The sequence below is a fragment of the uncultured Senegalimassilia sp. genome (genome assembly GCF_934630535.1).
Lineage (GTDB): Bacteria > Actinomycetota > Coriobacteriia > Coriobacteriales > Eggerthellaceae > Senegalimassilia.
Window position 1 is genome coordinate 74,173 of sequence record NZ_CAKTVU010000006.1, and the last position, 17,562, is coordinate 91,734.

Genomic DNA, 17,562 nt, shown 5'->3' on the forward strand with positions numbered 1-17,562 from the left:
CGGAAGCGCTTCGCGGACGCTACGTCAGCGTGGGCACACAGGTTTTCACCGGTCCGCCGTCGGCGCCGGGGGCTTCGGCGATGCGCACGTCGATGCCGTAGGCGCGCCGCAGGTTCGCCTCGGTCACCACGTCGTCCACCGCGCCCGACGACACCGTGCCGTCGGGGGTGATCAATATGGCGTCCGAGCAGCACAAGAAAGCGTGATCGGGGTTGTGCGAGGTCATGATGATGCCGTGCCCGCGTCCCGCCATGCCCTTGATGCACTGCAGCACGGCGACCTGGTTGCCGAAATCGAGCGCGGCGGTGGGCTCGTCCATCATGAGGATGCGCGCATTCTGCATGAGCGCGCGGGCGATGAGCGCCATCTGCTGCTCTCCGCCCGAGATCTCGGTGTAGGAGCGGTTCGCCAGGTGCTCGATGCCAAGGGTGCGAAGCGCCTCGGCGGCGCGGGCAAGGTCTTCACGGCTCGGGGATTCAAGCGGTCCTAGGTGCGAAATGCAGCCGGTCAGGACCATGTCGAGCACCGGGTAGGAAAACGGCGGCTCATGGGTTTGCGGCACATAGGTGACCTTGCGCGCGAACTGCTTGCGCGAAAGGCTGTTGCGCGGGATGCCGTCGATGCGCACTTCGCCCGACAGGGGAGGAAGCAGGCCGAGCAGCGTTTTGAACAACGTGGTCTTGCCTACGCCGTTCGGGCCGAGCAGACAGGTCACCCGCCCGCTTTCCGCGGAGAGCGAAACATGCTCGAGCACGGGCTTTCCCTTATATCCGCAGGTCAGGTTGATAGCTTCAAGAACGTGGCGCTCGCCTGGCGTGCAGGTGCATCCGGATTGGGCCATCAGCGGACCCCCTTCCGCGTTTTCAGCAGGATGGCGAAGAAGAACGGCGCGCCGATGATGGAGGTGAGGATGCCGAGCGGGATCTCGGAGGCCATGAACGTGCGGCAGGCGGTGTCGACGGCGATCATGAACGCGGCTCCCACGACAAGCGACAGCGGCAAGACGATGCGGTTATCGGGGCCGACCAGGAATCGCACAATGTGCGGGATGATGAGCCCGACCCATCCGACGACGCCGGCAACGGCGACGACCGCCGAGGTGAGCAGCGTTGCGCATGCGATGCAGACGCCGCGCAGAAGCGAGGTGTTCACGCCCATGGCCTGTGCCTCCTCGTCGCCGAACGATAGCGCGTTCAGCTGCCATCGCAAGGCGAGCAAAGGAATGCTGCCTAGCACGAAGGGGATAAGGAACAGCTTTAGGTCGTCCCAGGTGATCTTCGCTATGCTGCCCATCAGCCAGTAAGTGATCTCGGGCAGCTTCGAATCGGGGTCGGCGGTGTATTTGATGGCGGAGACGAACGCCTGGAACAGCGTGCCCACGATCAGGCCGCATAGCACCAGCAACAAGATCTGGTTCGCTCCGCGGCCGATGCTGCGCGCGCTGAAGTACGTCAGCGCCACGGCCACGAAGCCCATGGCGAACGCCATGATCTGCACGGCGCGGTTGTCGAAGCTCCATAGCAGTGCCAATGCCGCGCCGAACGAAGCACCCGCGGATGCGCCCAAGATGTCGGGCGAGACCATGGGGTTCTTGAACACGCCTTGGTAGCTTGCGCCCGATATGGCCAGCGCCGCGCCGATGAGAAGCGCGGCCGTGACGCGCGGCAGTCGCACGTTCAGCACGATGTTGGTCGCCATGTCGGAGAAATGGCCGTTCACGCCAAGGAACCGGTCGGCCAGGATGCCCACCACGTCGCCGGGAGCCACGCCGGCGCGCCCGGCGCCAAGCGCTGCGATGAGCAGCGCAAGGAGTGCGGCGCAGCAGATGGCTGCAGCCGCGGCGTTTCGCCTTCCCCGCGCGGCGTATGCCGTCAGGCCGTTTCGCGGGTCTTTTGCCGGCGCTGCCTCGCAGGCGCTCGGTTCCGCAACGCTTTCGGATGGCTTCTTCGAGGCCGATGATGATTCGACCTCGAAGAAGCCATCGGATAACTGCATCGTCATGGCTTCACCTCTATTCGCTTCCAGATAGCCTTGAACGAATACCGAAGTGTAGGACTATGAATAATTATTGCAATATGCAAATAACCTCATGCAAGGATAAATAACAAGATGTCAACATATAGACGACCGGTTTGGATTTGCGGGCGAGCGGGAGCTGGCCGATGGCGGCGACGAGGCGATGGGCGAGCGCTCCGGCTGGACGCTCCTTGCACAAGCTGCGCATGCGCGGGGTGTGAAGTTGGCGCTGTTTCCGTGCGCTTTGCGGTATACTCCGTAAGCACATGCATGGACGAAGACAGCGGCGCGCATTATCGCGGTCGGCAGAGACGGGTCTCATCGGCTGAAAGGACCCGGACGGCAAGCGCGCTGATTCCCTTCCGAGCATCATGGCTGAAAGCGGGGCGCGGCAAGCGCGGACGTTTTAGTAGGCCATGGCGGCGGCCTTCCGTTATCGGGGCGAATGAAGCGGGCGGTTCGCGCAGGTGCGCGTTCGTCAACCAAGGTGGTACCGCGAGAGCCTTCTCTCGTCCTTGGGCTGGGTCATCCCAGGCCATAGGCGAAGAGGGCTCTTTTTTATTGGCCGCATCCGGCGGCCATCGGCAAATGTGGAAAGGATCGGACACATGGCAATCGTGGACGAGCTGTCGGCGTTGCGCACGAGCACGCTGGCCGCCATCGAACAGGCTGCGGACACTTCCGCGCTCGAGGAGGTGCGCGTGGCGGTGCTGGGCAAGGCCGGCACGCTGACGGGTTACCTGCGCGGCATGGGCCAGGTGGCGAAGGAGGAGCGCGCTGCCGTGGGCAAAACGGTGAACGAGGTGCGCGGCGCCGTGGAGGCGGCGCTCGAGGAGCGCAAGCGTGCGCTTGCCGCCAAGGAGCTCGAGGCTGCCATCGACGCGGCGGCCGTCGACGTCACGCTGCCGGGCCGCGGCCAGCAGGTGGGCACGCGCCATCTCATCAACGCCATCACCGACCAGATCTCCGAGATCTTCCTGGGCTTGGGCTATACCGTGGCCCAAGGTCCCGAGGTGGAAACCGACTACTATAACTTCGAGGCGCTCAACGCTCCGGCCGACCATCCTAGCCGCAGCATGCAGGACACCTTCTACGTGGTCGACCGCTCCGGCGAGGAGTCCGCGGTGCGCGGCGAGTCCAAGGTGCTGCTGCGCACGCAGACCTCCGGCGTGCAGGTACACGTCATGGAGCAGCAGAAGCCGCCTATCTACATCATCGCCCCGGGTAAGGTGTATCGTCGCGACGTCGCCGACCCCAGTCATCTGCCGCAGTTCACGCAGATCGAGGGCCTGGTCATCGACAAGGGCATCTCGTTCGGCGATCTGAAGGGCACGCTGGACTACTTCTGCAAGCAGATGTTCGGTCCCGATCGCAAGACGCGCTTCCGCGCCCATTACTTCCCGTTCACCGAGCCTTCCGCCGAGGCCGACGTCAGCTGCGGCGTGTGCGGCGGCACGGGTCATCTGCACGACGGCGAGCGCTGCCGCATGTGCAAGGGCACGGGCTGGCTGGAGATCTTGGGTTGCGGCATGGTCGACCCCAACGTGCTCAGCATGTCGGGCATCGATCCGGAGGAGTATTCGGGTTTCGCGTTCGGCGTGGGCGTCGAGCGCGTTGCGTGCTTGAAGTACAACGTCCCCGACCTGCGCATGCTGCTCGAGGGCGATATGCGCTTCCTTCGCCAGTTCTAGCCCCGTCTGCTCGACGGCGGCCGAAGCCGCTCGGGGGCGCAGGCGGTCGATACGGCGCGCTTCGTCATCCAGGCCGACCCCGGCAAGCTCGGCCGTCCCACTGACTTTCATCGGCTTTGGCCGATGTCATAGAAAGAGAATGTCATGAAAGTATCGCTGAAATGGCTGAACGAATACGTTGAGGTCCCTACGGACATCAAGGCGTTCTGCGACAAGCTCGACCTTACGGGAACGGGCGTGGAGGGCGTTGAGACGCTCGGCGCCGCGTTCGACCACGTTGTAACCGCCAAGGTGCTCAAAAAGGAGCACCATCCCGATTCCGATCATATGTGGGTGTGCTCGGTCGACGTGGGCGGGCTCAACGTCGACAAGGAAGGCAACCCCGAGCCGCTGCAGATCGTCTGCGGCGCTCAGAACTTCAACGAGGGCGACCATATCGTCACCGCTATGGTGGGCGCGGAGCTGCCCGGCGACGTGAAGATCAAGAAGTCCAAGCTTCGCGGCGTCGCCAGCTTCGGCATGAACTGCTCCGCGCGCGAGCTCGGCTTAAGCGGCGACCACGACGGCATCATGATCTTGCCCGAAGATGCACCGGTGGGCGTGCCGTTCGCCGAATACGCCGGCCTGACCGACACCGTGCTCGACCTGGAGATCACCCCGAACCGCCCCGACAGCCTCTCCATCGCCGGTCTGGCCCGCGAGGTGGGCGCGATGTATCGTCGCGACTGGAACGACCCGCTGGCGGAAATGGCCGCCAAGCTCCAGCTCGACGCCTCCGCAACCCCTGTCGACGAAGAGGTCCAGATCACGGTCGAGGATGCCAAGCGCTGCCCGCGCTACACGGCGCGCGTCATCCGCGGCTGCAAGGTGGGCCCCAGCCCCGACTGGATGGTCGAGCGCCTTGCGGCCATCGGCCAGCGCTCCGTCAACAATATCGTGGACGTCACGAACTACATCCTGTTCCAGTTCGGCCAGCCGCTGCACGCGTTCGACCTGGACAAGCTGAAGAACGCCGATGGCCGTGCGCACATCGTGGTGCGTGCCGCGCAGGACGGCGAGCCGCTGACCACGCTCGACGGCGAGAAGCGCACCCTTACCAGCGACATGACCGTCATCTCCACCCCCGAGCAGGGCGCGGTGGCCCTGGCGGGCGTCATGGGCGGCCTTGACACCGAGGTGACCGACGATACGGTGAACATCCTGCTGGAAGCCGCCACGTTCGAGGCGGGCCGCACCAGCCGCACCAGCCGCAACCTCGGGCTTATCAGCGAAAGCTCCATGCGCTACGAGCGCGGCGTCGATGATTACGGCATCGAGGCGCGTTCCGCTGCCGCTGCCGCGCTCATCGTGGAGGTCGCCGGCGGCACCGTGAGCGCCGCCGCTGCCAACGACCAAGGCATCATCGATGTCTGGCCCGAGCCCAGCACCGCCGCGCAGCTGAAGTTCCGCATCCCGCGCTTCCGTTCCATGATGGGCGCCCAAATCCCGCGCGAGTTCATCGTCGAGATCCTTGAGCGTTTGGGCTGCAAGGTCGAGAACACCGCCGACGAGGACGTGCTGGACGTGGTTTCCCCCACGTTCCGCCCCGACTTGCCGCGCGAGATCGACCTGTACGAGGAGGTGCTGCGCCTGTACGGCATGGACCTCATCCCCGAGACGCTTCCCGGCGGCCGCGGCCGCTTTGGCGTGCGTTCCCATATGGAGCACGTGCTGGATACCGTCAACTGCACCATGACCGCATCGGGCCTGAACGAGACCATGACGTACTCCTTCGCCGAGCCCACCGAGCTCGAGCGTCTGCGCATGCCCGTCGAGGGGTTGGGTGACCCCGTGGAGCTTATCAACCCCATGAACTCCGACCAGTCGGTCATGCGCCAGAGCATCATCCCGGGTCTTTTGCGCTCGGTGGCGCACAACCAGGCTCGCGGCGTGAAGAACATCCAGCTCTACGAGCAGGGCATGGTGTTCTTTGCCCACGAAGGCAAGAAGCAGCCCAAGGAGCGCCGCCGTCTGGCCGGCGTCATGGCGGGCGCGTTCGGCGATGCGGCCTGGAACGTGCAGCCTGCGGCGTTCGACTTCTTCGATGGCAAGGGCGTTGTGGAGAACCTGATGCGCGAGCTGGCCATCCCGAAGGTCCGCTGCAAGGCGCTGGCCGCGCAGGAAGCCCCGCATCTGCAGCCCGGCCGCGCCGCCCAGGTGCTCTCCGGCGGCACGGTGCTCGGCTGGGTGGGCGAGCTGCATCCGTTGGCTTGCGCCGCTTACGATGCGCAGGCGCCCGTGGTCGCCTTCGAGCTGGACGTCGAGGCGCTCGCCAAGGCCTGCCGCCCCGCGCGCGACTACGTCGACGTGCCCACGTTCCCGGCTGTTTCCATCGACCAGGCGTTCGTGGTCGACGAGGACGTGACGCACGAGCGTCTGGAGCAGTGCATGTCGTCTGCGGGCGGTAAGCTGCTGGCCGAGGTTCGCCTGTTCGACGTGTATCGCGATTCCGAGCGTATCGGCCAGGGCAAGAAGTCCATGGCGTACGCGCTGACGTATCGCGCCGCCGATCGCACGCTTACCAGCGAAGAGGTTGATAAGGCCCACGCAAAGCTGGTGAAGAAGGTTTGCGGCGCCACCGGCGCCGAGGTCCGCGCGTAAAACGATCAGCCTACGCGTCAAAGGAAGCCGCCGAGTCCATGCCCGGCGGTTTCCTTGTTTCGGGCGGATTCTGTGACTTAGCCAAGGCTAACAGCGCTACAATAGGGCGCAAACGAAAGGATGCGGTATGTACGATAATCTGAAAAGCCCCGGTCGCAACGACGAATGCTGGTGCGGCAGCGGGCGGAAATACAAGAAGTGCCACCTCGATTTCGACGAGCGCTTGCAAAGCCTTTACGAGCAGGGCTTCGAGGTCCCGCAGCGCAGCCTGCTGAAAACGCCGGAGGAGATCGAGGGCATCAAGAAAAGCGCCGCCATCAACATCGGCGTGCTGGACCTTGTGGCCGAGCGCATCGGCGCAGGCGTCACTACTGAGGAAATCGACAAGTGGATCTACGATTACACCGTCGAGCATGGCGGTATCCCGGCCGACCTTGATTATGAGGGTTATCCGAAAAGCGTCTGCACGTCCATCAACGAGGTGGTCTGCCACGGCATCCCGTCGCCCGATGACGTGCTGAAAGACGGCGATATCGTCAACGTCGACTGCTCCACCATCCTTGACGGCTATTACTCCGACTCCTCGCGCATGTTCTGCATCGGCGAGGTGTCCGATGAGAAGCGCCGTCTGGTGGAAGAGACCAAGAAAGCGTTGGAGGCCGGTCTTGCCGCGGTGAAGCCGTGGGGCCTGCTCGGCGATGTGGGTGCTGCGGTGCATGAATACGCGCATGCGCAAGGCTTCTCGGTGGTGCGCGAGTTCGGCGGTCACGGTATCGGCCTGGAGTTCCATGAAGACCCCTTCGTCAGCCACGTGTCCGAACCCGGAACGGGCATGGTGCTGGCGCCGGGTTGCTGCTTCACCATCGAGCCCATGATCAATATGGGAGGCCACAAAATCGACATGGCCGATCCCAATGGGTGGACCGTGCGCACCGCCGATCGCAAGCCCTCTGCGCAGTGGGAAGTGCAGCTGGTGGTCACTGAAACCGGTTATGAGCTTCTGAGCTGGTAATCCTTCATCCCGGTAGGGGAATCGGGCGATCACGCCCCTCCTGCCGGGATTTTTTTCGACTAAATAACGAACATGTGTACGAAACTGTGCTATACTCCCGTCAACACATTAGAGCCAGTGCAAGCGCCTCCTTCCAAGGTCGTCCGTAGATGGCAGCGGTGTTCCTCGCTGCCCGTTCCACGCTTGCAAGATCCTCTCCGTATTTGGAACAATCGAAGAAGGTGTTTGCCATGTCCGGTAACGGGTCTATGTCTTGCTGCGCGCAACCAGGTGCATTGGTCGTTTTGGCGGCGCTTCCGCTCTGTCAGCTGCGGGATGCGCTCGAATCAGTGGAATATCAATTGTTTGAACAGGGCGTTTTTCGGGGGCGATACGATGTCGATAACGTCGCTGGTTGGTCGGAATTCGATCGAAGCGAGTACGAGTCTGCCCTCGATCAGGTTTTGCCGGGTGCGTTTCCCCTCCGATGCGCATGCGTCATGGATTGCGCCGATGCCGTATCTCTCGTGCAGGAGGTTGGCCATGTTGTGTTCTGATCTGCTCTGGGATGCGCAGTCGGTGTCTCGAAAGCAGGTGCCAACGTTGCAGGATGCCTTGCTGTGCTGCGACAGGGAAACGCTGCTTTCCATGGTTGAACAGGGTTATGCGTGCCGTTTGCCGGGGTGGGGCCAGGCGGCTCCGCAGCAACGGCGCGTTGCCCGTAAGCGCATGGCCCGTGCTTTGGACGTCATGCTCGATTGCGCGGTGAAACGAAAAGCCGGGAAAACCCTGTGCATATTCCCCGAAGAGCGTTTCGTCGTGCACGCAAGGCGGGGTCGAGCGAGCATCGAGCGTATGGTGCAAGCGCGCGTGGTCGATCTGTCTGCGGGCGCGGCGCGGCAAGAGGCCGCGGGAGGTGCGCATCCGTTCGGCTGCGTCCCCTGGTCGCAGGCTCTTTCGTATCGCGTATGGCTTGAGGGTCCTTGGGATTGCTGCGAGCGCTACATGGTCCTTGCAAACGCGTTCTGGCATCTGACGCATCAAGCGCCGGTATCTCGGCAAGAAGAATCAGGTTTCGGGGCTTTTGATGCCTCCTCGAAAAGCTCTCCTTCTAAGGCGTGTGCGCAATCTCTGCCCCGCTGCGATTGCTCATTTGCAAGCTGCGAAGACGCCTTTCCTTCGGCTGATTCCGTTAGCAGGCTTGCGGCGGTGCGCGCCGCGTCCATGGGTTTGTATGTTCCGGATGCCTTGGAGGAAGCATGTCAAGAACGCCTCATCGCCAGGGTTGAAAGGCTTAATCAGACTTGCGAGGGGGATTTTCTCAACAGGGTTGAAAACCTGATGAGCCGGTTGCGGGCGGCATAGGCGCCCGCAACGAAAAGGGCCGCTCGAATGAGCGGCCCCAGGTACCTTGAAAACGAAACTGTCGACTAGCCTTCGATCTCAACCAGCGTGATCTCGAAGTTAAGGTCCTTGCCAGCCAGCTCATGGTTCATGTCGAAAGTCACCACGCCATCCTCGATCGACTGCACGAAGACGGGGAAGACCTGGCCATCGCCGCTTTGCATGTACACCGTCTGACCGACGGGAAGCTCGTCGCCGTTGGGAATCTGATCCAAGGGGATGCGCTGCACCAGCTCTTCGTTGCGCTCGCCGTATGCGTCGGCGGCGGGGATGTGCACGGTTTTGGTCTCGCCTTGCTCCATAAGCTCGACGGCTGCATCGAAGCCGGGAATCATCTGCCCAGCCATGCACGTGAACTCCAGGGGCTCGCCGCGATCCAGGGAAGAGTCGAACTTCGTGCCGTCATCCAGCGTGCCGGTGTAATGAACCTTGACCTTTTTGCCTTTGTTGCTCATCGAAACGTCTCCTGTCGTATGGGTGTTTTGCTCGGTTAAGTCTACCCGACAAACCTGAAGCCGGGCTCGGCAATGCCACGGGAACCGCGAAAAGTTCCCGTGCCGTTGCTTTATGCCCGTCCGGCGCCTTTCTCCGCCAGGTCCGCAAGCGTGGTCTGTTGTTCCACAAGGCTGGAAAGAGGTTCGAGAAGTGCACGGTCATCGGGATTCAGGCTGCTTTCAGCCAGCTTGATAACGCGATCGCACAGGTCGGCCACCGGCATCCCGTAAACATGAGCGTCGTAGCCGTGTTCCATCAAGGCATCTTTTGCCATCTCGAATGCGTTGGCGTCCACATCGGCGAAAAGGGCTTCAAGCTGCTGTAGACAGCCTTCGTTGTAGAACAAGCCTTTGATAAGGGCGGCGTAGGCGATTACATAGGGGATGGGCATAGAATCTGCCGGGCGAATCTCCAAGTATGTTTTCAGTCGCACGTCAGGGAATTGCATGGAAACCGCGTGCTCGACCTGCTTTTGGGTCATCGGCTTGTCGGCGTACAGCTGTCCGAAGGTCTGTTCGCAGTAGCGCCAACCCTCGTTTTCGTCTGGAGCCACTATGGCGGGCGTGTCCAACACGTACTTTGCGTAATCTTCGAACTTGAAGCCGCTTGAAAGCGCGCCGGGCACAAGGCCGCAACGGTCGTTGTCGGTGTGACGCCAAATGTCGGTTCTCATGAGCTTATGGGGCCGGGGCTTGCCTTCGAATACCGGCGAATTGTCGCAGATCAGACTTAGAATCGGGGTAAGCGCATAGGCGATCCTCATTTTACGGAGGCAATCCTGCTCGCTTGTGTAGTCGATGGAAATCTGCGTCGACGCGCTGCCTCGCATCATGCAGGGGCCGTAGATATCCTTGGCGCTAAGGTATCGGTTCATGAACGCGTAACGGCGCTTGGGTATCAAATCCAAGCTACGTGCCGTAGCGGTGGGGTGGTAGCCTTGCGCCACCACGTGCATGCCTTTGGGGGCAAGCATGTCGTCAAGCATCTGCCGGTATGCGGCAAATGTCTTCGCTGCCTTTTGCAAGTCATCGAACGGACCTGCCGACAATTCGATTTGAGCGGCAGGCTCGATGGTGATCGCCTCTCCCGGGCGAGCTACGCCAAGAAGGTCGCCTTCCTCGTCCACGGTTGCTTGCGGATAGAACTCGCGTAGCTGTTCAAGCAGGTGCGCAACGCCGTTTTCCTCGCTGTACGAAACGGGGGATCCGTCAGAGCATACGATGGTCTGCTCCAGCTCGATGCCCAGTTTCCCGTGCGATCCAGCAGGCTTGATGCCGCTTCGGAAAAAGGCGGTCAACGCTTCGATATTGCGTTTGCGGGCAGGTTGGGAAGCGTCGCCGCCGGCGACGTCCGTATGGTTTTCGGGGGCTGGAATATTCATGTAACAAGCTCCTTGGCCGGTAATATCGCTGCAATCATACGCCAGTTTGGCTACAATAGGCCTTCAGTCGGCAGCCTTTGTAGGTAATCTGACACTATGAACTGTTCTATTTGAAGATGAAGACGGGGCCGGGTTTGGACGTGCATATCACAAAAAGAACAGCGCTTTTGTTGCTGCTCGACATCATTGCCACGTATCTGTCGTATTGGCTTGCATCAATCCTCACCAACGTTAAGGGAGAAGTGTTCGTCAATAACGAGATTTACTTCGTTTTGGGCATTCTCGCGTTTATCAACGTTGTGGTATTGGCAACGTTTCGTCTGTACAACAACTTATGGGAATACGCCAGCATCGATGAGGTTATTCAAATCGTCGGCGCAACCGTGCTCGGCACGCTGGGCGGCGCCGTGTTTCTGTGGATCATCGGTACTCGGCTTCCCATCAGGGTATTCGTCGTTTCCTGCTTCCTTCTGATCTTCTTTATGGGCGGCATCCGCTTCGTGTTCCGCTTCATGCGTCAGAAGGGAAGGGCCATCGCTTCGTCGCAACGCACGTGCGACCGACCGCGTACGCTGGTGGTCGGCGCGGGTGAGACGGGCTCGCTGGCAATCGGGCGTATGGCATCGAAAGACCCGCTCATGCCCGGTATCCCCATCGTTGCCACCGACGACGATCCCGCCAAGCGCGGCCAGCGCATCCATGGCGTGAAGGTCTCTGGCGGAACCTCTGATATCGTCGATTTGGTAGATCGTTACGATATCGAGCAGATCGTCGTCGCCATCCCCTCGTCCACGCCTGAGGAGCGCAAGCGCATTTACGGTGAATGCACGAAAACAGATTGCCGTTTGCGTACGTTGCCTAATGTTCGCGCCCTGTCTCTCGACGAAATCGGGGATGTAAGCTTGCGAGACGTTGATGTGGCCGACCTGCTTGGTCGCGAGGAGATCGTGTTGAACACTCGCGCAGTTTCCGGCTATATCGCGGGTGAAACCGTATTGGTTACCGGTGGCGGCGGCTCCATTGGAAGCGAGCTGTGTCGTCAGTTGTGCACGGTGGCGCCTGCTCGCATCGTCATCTTCGACATATACGAAAACGATGCGTATATGCTTCGCAACGAACTTCTGTCCGAATACGACGACATCGATATCGTTATCGAGATCGGCAACGTGTGCGACAAAGAGCGCGTTAACGAGGTATTCGCAAAGTATCGTCCGGGTGCAGTGTTTCATGCGGCCGCCCATAAGCACGTGCCCCTTATGGAGCATTGCCCGCGTGAGGCGGTTCACAACAACGTGTTCGGCACGTTGAACGCCGTTCGCGCCGCCGATGCTTACGGTGCCGCACGATTCATTTTCATTTCCACAGACAAGGCGGTTAATCCCACCAGCGTCATGGGCGCCACCAAGCGCATGGGCGAAATGATCGTGCAGTATTATGCGCGTACCTCCAAAACAATTTTCACTGCGGTTCGTTTCGGCAACGTGCTCGGCTCGAATGGCAGCGTGATCCCCGTCTTCCGGCGTCAAATCGCCGCTGGCGGACCCGTTACCGTCACGCATCCGGATATCGAGCGTTTCTTCATGACCATCCCCGAGGCGTCGCGGTTGGTTATCCAAGCGGGTGGCATGGCCCATGGCGGCGAGATCTTTATTTTGGATATGGGCGAACCCGTTAAAATCGTCGATTTGGCAAAGGGCCTTATCCAACTGCAAGGCCTTACGCCGGACGTGGATATCAAAATAGAGTTTACGGGTCTGCGTGAAGGTGAGAAGATGTATGAGGAACTGCTCATGGACGAGGAGAGCACGCTTCCCACCGATAACCAGTCCATCATGATCTCCACGGGCCAGGAAATCAGCTATGATCAGGTTGCCTCGAAGCTCGATGAGTTGGAAAACGCGCTTTCGGCAACCGATGGGGAAGCTATTCGCATGCTTGAACAGGCGGTCCCAACGTACCATTACACCTCGAATGGGAAGGGCATAGTATGAGCATCAAATGCGGTATTGTCGGTGCAGCCGGCTTTGCTGGTATAGAGCTGGTCCGAGTTGCGCTGCGGCATCCCGAGTTCGAATTGGTCGCTGTTACCTCCAATGAGCTTGCCGGAACCCCCGTGGCTAAGGAATACCCTTGCTTTACGGGAGCTACCGAGCTTGCTTTCTCCAGGCACGATGATCCCGTTCTCGATCAGTGCGATGTCGTGTTCCTGGCCGTGCCCCATACCGCGGCAATGGCAATGGCCCCTCGCATCGTCGATCGCGGAGGCGTGGTGGTCGATCTCTCCGCCGACTTCCGCTTGAAAGACCCTGCGGTTTACGAGCAGTGGTACAAAGTTCCTCATACTCAAACCGAGCTGCTTAAGCGTGCTGCCTTCGGCTTGCCTGAGCTGTTCCCCGAAGAGCTTGCCGCCGCGGCGCAGCAGCGCAAGGAAGGCAAGGGGGCCGTCGTCGGTTGCGCCGGTTGCTATCCTACGGCAACTACGCTTGCCGCAGCGCCCGCCGTGCGCCTTGGCCTTGTCGATGATAAGGCCCCTATCGTCGTAGATGCCATTTCGGGCGTCACGGGCGCAGGCAAGAAGGCTACGGCGCGTACCCATTTCTGCTTTGCTAATGAGAATCTCGAGGCTTACGGTGTGGCAACGCATCGCCATACGCCTGAAATCGAGCAAATCCTGGGCGTTTCCGACCGCTTGGTGTTTACTCCTCACTTGGCGCCCCTGAACCGAGGTCTTTTGTCTACGGTGAATCTGCCTTTGGCTACCGGGGCAACGCGTGATGTGGCGAAAATCATCGAGAGCTATAAGGAGTTCTACCAAAACAGCGCGTTCGTAACGGTGCTCGACCAAGGGGTTATGCCTAAGACCTCTTCTGTCGTGGGCACGAATTGCGCCCATATCGGGCTTGCCGTTAACGAGCGGGTTGGCATGCTCATCGCCGTTGGGGCAATTGACAATCTTTGCAAAGGCGCTGCTAATCAAGCCGTTCAGTGCGCTAACATCGTATTCGGGCTGCCGGAGGACCTTGGTCTTGATAAGGTGGCGGTTCCCGTATAGCAAATCCGCCCGCCGTTTCGGCGGGCGTTTCAGAAGGAGGGCGTAAATGACTCATGCAGTTTCCGCCGCGTCTAAGGGGGACGCGGTGAAGCCCCTGCATAACGCAAGCGCCGCCGACTCCTACGCGGATCTGCCGTTTTTGCCGGCGGGTGGCGTTGCCTCGGCGAAGGGCTTCAAGGCTTGCGGTATCCATGCGGGATTCCGCGCTGACCCAAAACGTTTGGACTTCGCGTTAGTTGCTGCCGATCAACCGGCGGCGTGCGCCGCGGTGTTCACCACAAACGTGTTTTGCTCTGCTCCGGTCACGGTGTCTAAAGAGCATCTTGATGGTGTGGGGTATGGCACCGCACGTGCGGTGGCAATTAATTCGGGCATCGCCAATGCGGCTACCGGCGATAAGGGCCTTGAGACGGCGCGCCAGTCGTCCGGCATCGTCGCCGACGTGCTCGGCTGTCCGGTGCAAGAGGTTTTGGTGGCTTCGACGGGCGTTATCGGCCAGCACCTGCAAATGGAGCCGTTTGAAAGCGGTGCGCCGTCGGCCGTCTCGGCATTGTCCGTCGCAGGAGGCGCCGATGCGGCTCGAGCCATCATGACGACGGATACCAAGCCGAAGGAATTCGCTGTGACGTTTAGCGGTAACGGCTTGGGTTATGACGGATGCGTGTTCACGGTGGGCGGCATGGCAAAGGGTTCGGGCATGATCATGCCCAATATGGCCACTATGATCAGCGTCATCACCACTGATGCGCCCGTTGCCTCGAATCATCTGCACGAGGCTCTTTCGAAGGCGGTTGGAATCAGCTTCAACAAAGTCACTGTCGATTCCGATACCTCTACGAACGATTCATGCTTCCTCATGGCAAGCGGTGCCGCGGCACCGCAAGGCGCTGCGTGCATGCAGCCCGGCACGCCTGCTTTCGATGCATTCGAAAACGCGCTGCGCACCGTCTGCATTGCGCTTGCCCGCGAGATGGCGGTTGATGGCGAAGGTGCTACGCGTCTCATCACCGTAAACGTGGCAGGGGCTGCAGATGCGGATGATGCAGACAAAGCGGCCCGCACCGTCGCTAATTCGCCGTTGGTCAAAACGGCGGTTTACGGGCACGATGCGAATTGGGGTCGCATCGCCGCAGCGCTCGGCAGGTCCGGCGCGGCTTTTTCCCAAGGCGATGTGGCCATCGATATCATGGGGCTTCCGGTGTGCCGAAAGGGCCTCACCGTTGAATTCGATGAGGACGAGGCGCTTCGCCGCTTTGAGGAGCCCGAAGTCGTCATAGATGTCGATCTTGGCGCAGGGAACTGCTCGACAACTATGTGGACATGCGATTTTTCGCACGAATACGTCACTATCAATGGAGATTACCGCTCATGAAGTACGCAAAGGACACGCGCCCCGATGGCGCATCAACGGAGGCAGCTAAGATCCTCGTAGAGGCGCTGCCGTGGATTAAGAACATTACCGGTAAAACCGTCGTCATCAAATATGGTGGATCGGCTATGGTCGACGAGAAGCTGCGCGCGGATGTCATGAGCGACATCGTGCTGCTTAAAATCGTCGGCGTGAACCCCGTCATCGTCCATGGTGGCGGTAAGGCTATCACCAGGGCGATGGACCTCATGGAGATCCCGGTCGAGTTCAAGGACGGACAGCGCGTCACCACGCCTGAGGCCATGAACCTGGTTCGCACCGTCCTTATGGGCGAGGTCAACCAGGAGCTGGTCGAGGCGCTGAACCAGCACGGAAATTTCGCCGTGGGCGTCTCCGGTGCCGATGGCGGAGTTATCGTAGCCGAGCAGGCAAGCCCTGACCTTGGGCGCGTCGGGCACATCACGCGCATCAATCGTCCTCTGCTCGATGATTTGGTGGCATCTGACTATATCCCGGTCATCGCATCGGTCGCCATCGGCGAGGACGGCGGCTTCTATAACGTGAACGCCGACATGGTCGCTGGCCATATCGCTGCGGCGATCGGCGCTCACAAAGCGGTGTTCCTCACCGATGTCGATGGTTTGTACGAGAACTTCGAGGACAAGGGCACGCTTATTTCCAACCTTACCGTTTTCGAGGCGCGCTACATGGTTGAGAACAACGTAGTGTCCACGGGCATGATCCCGAAGCTGAAGTCGTGCATCCATGCGCTGGAAAACGGTGTGCAACGCGCGCATATCATCAATGGAACCACACCCCACGCCCTGCTTCTTGAGATGCTTACCAGCACCGGCGTCGGTACGACCATGCATTCCACTGAGGAAGCGTACCGCTTCGACAGCCACCCCCTGGGTAAATTCGCTTCGAAGCTGCTGGTGAACCGTGAAGAGGTCGAAGCTGCTCAGAAGGCTTCTCTTCAAGCTTCTTCCGCGCATTAAAGCAACCGTTACCTTACGAAGGAAGTTGATAGCATGTCGCTAGAACAACAACAGGAACTGGAATCGCAGTACGTTATGCATACTTTTGCCCGCAAGCCTGTCGAGCTCGTTTCGGGCAAGGGTATGGAGGTCGAGGATGCCGAGGGCAATACATACCTCGATTTCATCGCGGGTATCGGCGTGTGCAGCCTTGGCCATTGCCATCCTGCTATCACCAAGGCCCTGCAAGATCAGTCCGAGCGTCTGATCCATGTCAGCAACTACTACTACATCGAGGGTCGCGGCGAGCTCTCCCGTAAAATCTCCGAGCTGCTCAATGGCGGGGATCCGGCAAGCCCCGAGCCGTGGCAGACGTTTTACGCAAACTCCGGAGCTGAGGCAAACGAGTGCGCCATCAAACTTGCCCGCTTGTATGCGCGCAAGAACGCCGAAGAAGCCGCTCGTGCCGCGGGTGCGGATGATGCCCGAATCAAGCAGGCGTTCGATAGCGCCCCGCGAACCATCGTGGTTCTTGACCGCAGCTTCCATGGTCGAACGCTTGCAACGCTTGCAGCTACTGCTCAGCCTGCGAAGCAGGAGGCGTTCCAGCCGCTGCCCGGTGGTTTCGTGAGCACGCCCATCAACGATGTCGAGGCTCTTGCCCGCCTGTTTGAGCAGCAGGGCCAGGATATCTGCGCCGTTATGCTCGAGTGCATCCAGGGCGAAAGCGGCGTGCATCCATGCACGAAGGAGTTCATGGAGGCTGTACGCAACCTCACCAAGGAACATAATGCCCTTATGGTGTGCGACGAGGTGCAAACAGGAATCTTCCGTTGCGGCACTCCGTTCGGCTTCCAGCATTTCGGGGTTACTCCCGACATCGTGACCATGGCGAAGGGTATCGCCAGCGGAATGCCTATGGGCGCCTGTGCCGCGCCGGCCCATATCGCAATGGCGTATCAGCCCGGTGACCACGGTACCACGTTCGGCGGTAGCTGCTTGGCCATTGCAGCAGCAACGGCTACGCTCAACACGCTCTCAGATGGTTTTCAGCAGCATGTGCAGGAAACCGGCGAGTATATGCGTCAGCAGCTTGCCGGCGTGTCCAAGGTCAAAGAGGTTCGCGGCGTCGGCCTTATGAACGCCATCGACCTTGACGAATCGGTCGATGCGCCTGCCTTGGTTCAGAAGGCTCTGAGCAAGGGGCTTCTGCTCAATGCAACGGGCGCCCATACCCTGCGTTTCCTCCCGCCGTTGGTGTGCGAGAAGGGCGATATCGATGTAATGGTCGAGCGTCTTAATCAGATGATCGAAGCCTAGCGGCTTCATGGCGCCTGCCAAGGGTCCACGTTGCAACGCGGACCCTTGGCATCTGTGCGGGTACGATTTCAAAGTAGCGATACACTGATGTAAGAGATGCGGCATATTCTCCGCAAATTTAAATTTCATCTCGCTGATCGCTAAATCTTGCGGTATCATGAATTGCATATTCTTGATGGCAGTTACACTATTTTGCATATGCATCAAGAATCATTGGAGGAAACCG

At 60.2% G+C, this 17,562-nt stretch carries 14 protein-coding genes; 10 read left to right on the plus strand and 4 right to left on the minus strand.

Features of this window, described 5'->3' with window-relative positions; genetic code table 11:
* Nucleotides 1-19: 19 nt before the first annotated feature.
* Nucleotides 20-841 (minus strand): ABC transporter ATP-binding protein, encoded by an 822-nt coding sequence (locus Q0D52_RS05380; protein WP_294380684.1) that lies wholly within the window; start codon nt 839-841, stop codon nt 20-22.
* Nucleotides 841-2,001 carry an iron ABC transporter permease gene (locus Q0D52_RS05385; protein ID WP_294380686.1) on the minus strand — a complete coding sequence of 387 codons (1,161 nt, stop codon included), beginning with the start codon at nt 1,999-2,001 and terminating at the stop codon, nt 841-843. The genes Q0D52_RS05380 and Q0D52_RS05385 overlap by 1 nt, the downstream gene beginning before the upstream one ends.
* 623 nt (nt 2,002-2,624) lie before the next feature.
* On the opposite strand from Q0D52_RS05385, the gene pheS reads away from it, so the two are divergent.
* The 5 genes from pheS (at nt 2,625) to Q0D52_RS05410 (ending at nt 8,703) form a co-directional block, all read left to right on the plus strand.
* On the plus strand, nt 2,625-3,707 hold the full coding sequence (pheS, locus tag Q0D52_RS05390) for a phenylalanine--tRNA ligase subunit alpha (RefSeq protein WP_294361468.1): 1,083 nt from the start codon (nt 2,625-2,627) through the stop codon (nt 3,705-3,707).
* Nucleotides 3,708-3,851: 144 nt separating this feature from the next.
* A complete protein-coding gene (pheT, locus tag Q0D52_RS05395; protein WP_294380706.1) occupies nt 3,852-6,347 on the plus strand; it encodes a phenylalanine--tRNA ligase subunit beta in 2,496 nt (831 codons plus the stop codon).
* A 127-nt stretch (nt 6,348-6,474) separates the two neighbouring features.
* Entirely contained in the window at nt 6,475-7,359 is an 885-nt protein-coding gene (locus tag Q0D52_RS05400; protein WP_294380708.1) for a methionyl aminopeptidase, read from the plus strand.
* A gap of 149 nt (nt 7,360-7,508) precedes the next feature.
* Entirely contained in the window at nt 7,509-7,895 is a 387-nt protein-coding gene (locus Q0D52_RS05405) for a hypothetical protein (protein WP_294361474.1), read from the plus strand.
* Nucleotides 7,896-8,079: 184 nt separating this feature from the next.
* Nucleotides 8,080-8,703: a hypothetical protein gene (locus Q0D52_RS05410; RefSeq protein WP_294380710.1), complete on the plus strand. Its 624-nt coding sequence runs from the start codon at nt 8,080-8,082 to the stop codon at nt 8,701-8,703.
* A 65-nt stretch (nt 8,704-8,768) separates the two neighbouring features.
* Here the strand turns inward: Q0D52_RS05410 and Q0D52_RS05415 are convergent, their stop codons facing one another.
* Nucleotides 8,769-9,197, minus strand: coding sequence for a peptidylprolyl isomerase (locus Q0D52_RS05415; RefSeq protein ID WP_294361476.1), 429 nt, complete (start codon nt 9,195-9,197; stop codon nt 8,769-8,771).
* Nucleotides 9,198-9,307: 110 nt separating this feature from the next.
* The gene (locus Q0D52_RS05420) at nt 9,308-10,618 is read right to left on the minus strand and encodes a glutamate-cysteine ligase family protein (RefSeq protein WP_294380712.1); all 1,311 of its coding nucleotides are present in this window, start codon (nt 10,616-10,618) and stop codon (nt 9,308-9,310) included.
* Between the two features lie 242 nt (nt 10,619-10,860).
* Between Q0D52_RS05420 and Q0D52_RS05425 the strand changes: the two genes are divergently transcribed.
* The 5 genes from Q0D52_RS05425 to Q0D52_RS05445 are packed head-to-tail and all read left to right on the plus strand — an operon-like array spanning nt 10,861 to nt 17,336.
* Complete coding sequence (locus Q0D52_RS05425) at nt 10,861-12,609, plus strand: nucleoside-diphosphate sugar epimerase/dehydratase (RefSeq protein WP_294380714.1); 1,749 nt, start codon at nt 10,861-10,863, stop codon at nt 12,607-12,609.
* Nucleotides 12,606-13,670, plus strand: a complete 1,065-nt coding sequence (argC, locus tag Q0D52_RS05430) for an N-acetyl-gamma-glutamyl-phosphate reductase (RefSeq protein ID WP_294361496.1) — start codon at nt 12,606-12,608, stop codon at nt 13,668-13,670. Before Q0D52_RS05425 ends, argC begins: the two co-directional genes overlap by 4 nt.
* A gap of 46 nt (nt 13,671-13,716) precedes the next feature.
* Complete coding sequence (gene argJ / locus Q0D52_RS05435; protein WP_294380716.1) at nt 13,717-15,042, plus strand: bifunctional glutamate N-acetyltransferase/amino-acid acetyltransferase ArgJ; 1,326 nt, start codon at nt 13,717-13,719, stop codon at nt 15,040-15,042.
* On the plus strand, nt 15,039-16,037 hold the full coding sequence (gene argB, locus Q0D52_RS05440) for an acetylglutamate kinase (RefSeq protein WP_294361501.1): 999 nt from the start codon (nt 15,039-15,041) through the stop codon (nt 16,035-16,037). Before argJ ends, argB begins: the two co-directional genes overlap by 4 nt.
* A 33-nt stretch (nt 16,038-16,070) precedes the next feature.
* Nucleotides 16,071-17,336: an acetylornithine/succinylornithine family transaminase gene (locus Q0D52_RS05445; protein ID WP_294361502.1), complete on the plus strand. Its 1,266-nt coding sequence runs from the start codon at nt 16,071-16,073 to the stop codon at nt 17,334-17,336.
* The last annotated feature ends 226 nt before the right edge of the window (nt 17,337-17,562 follow it).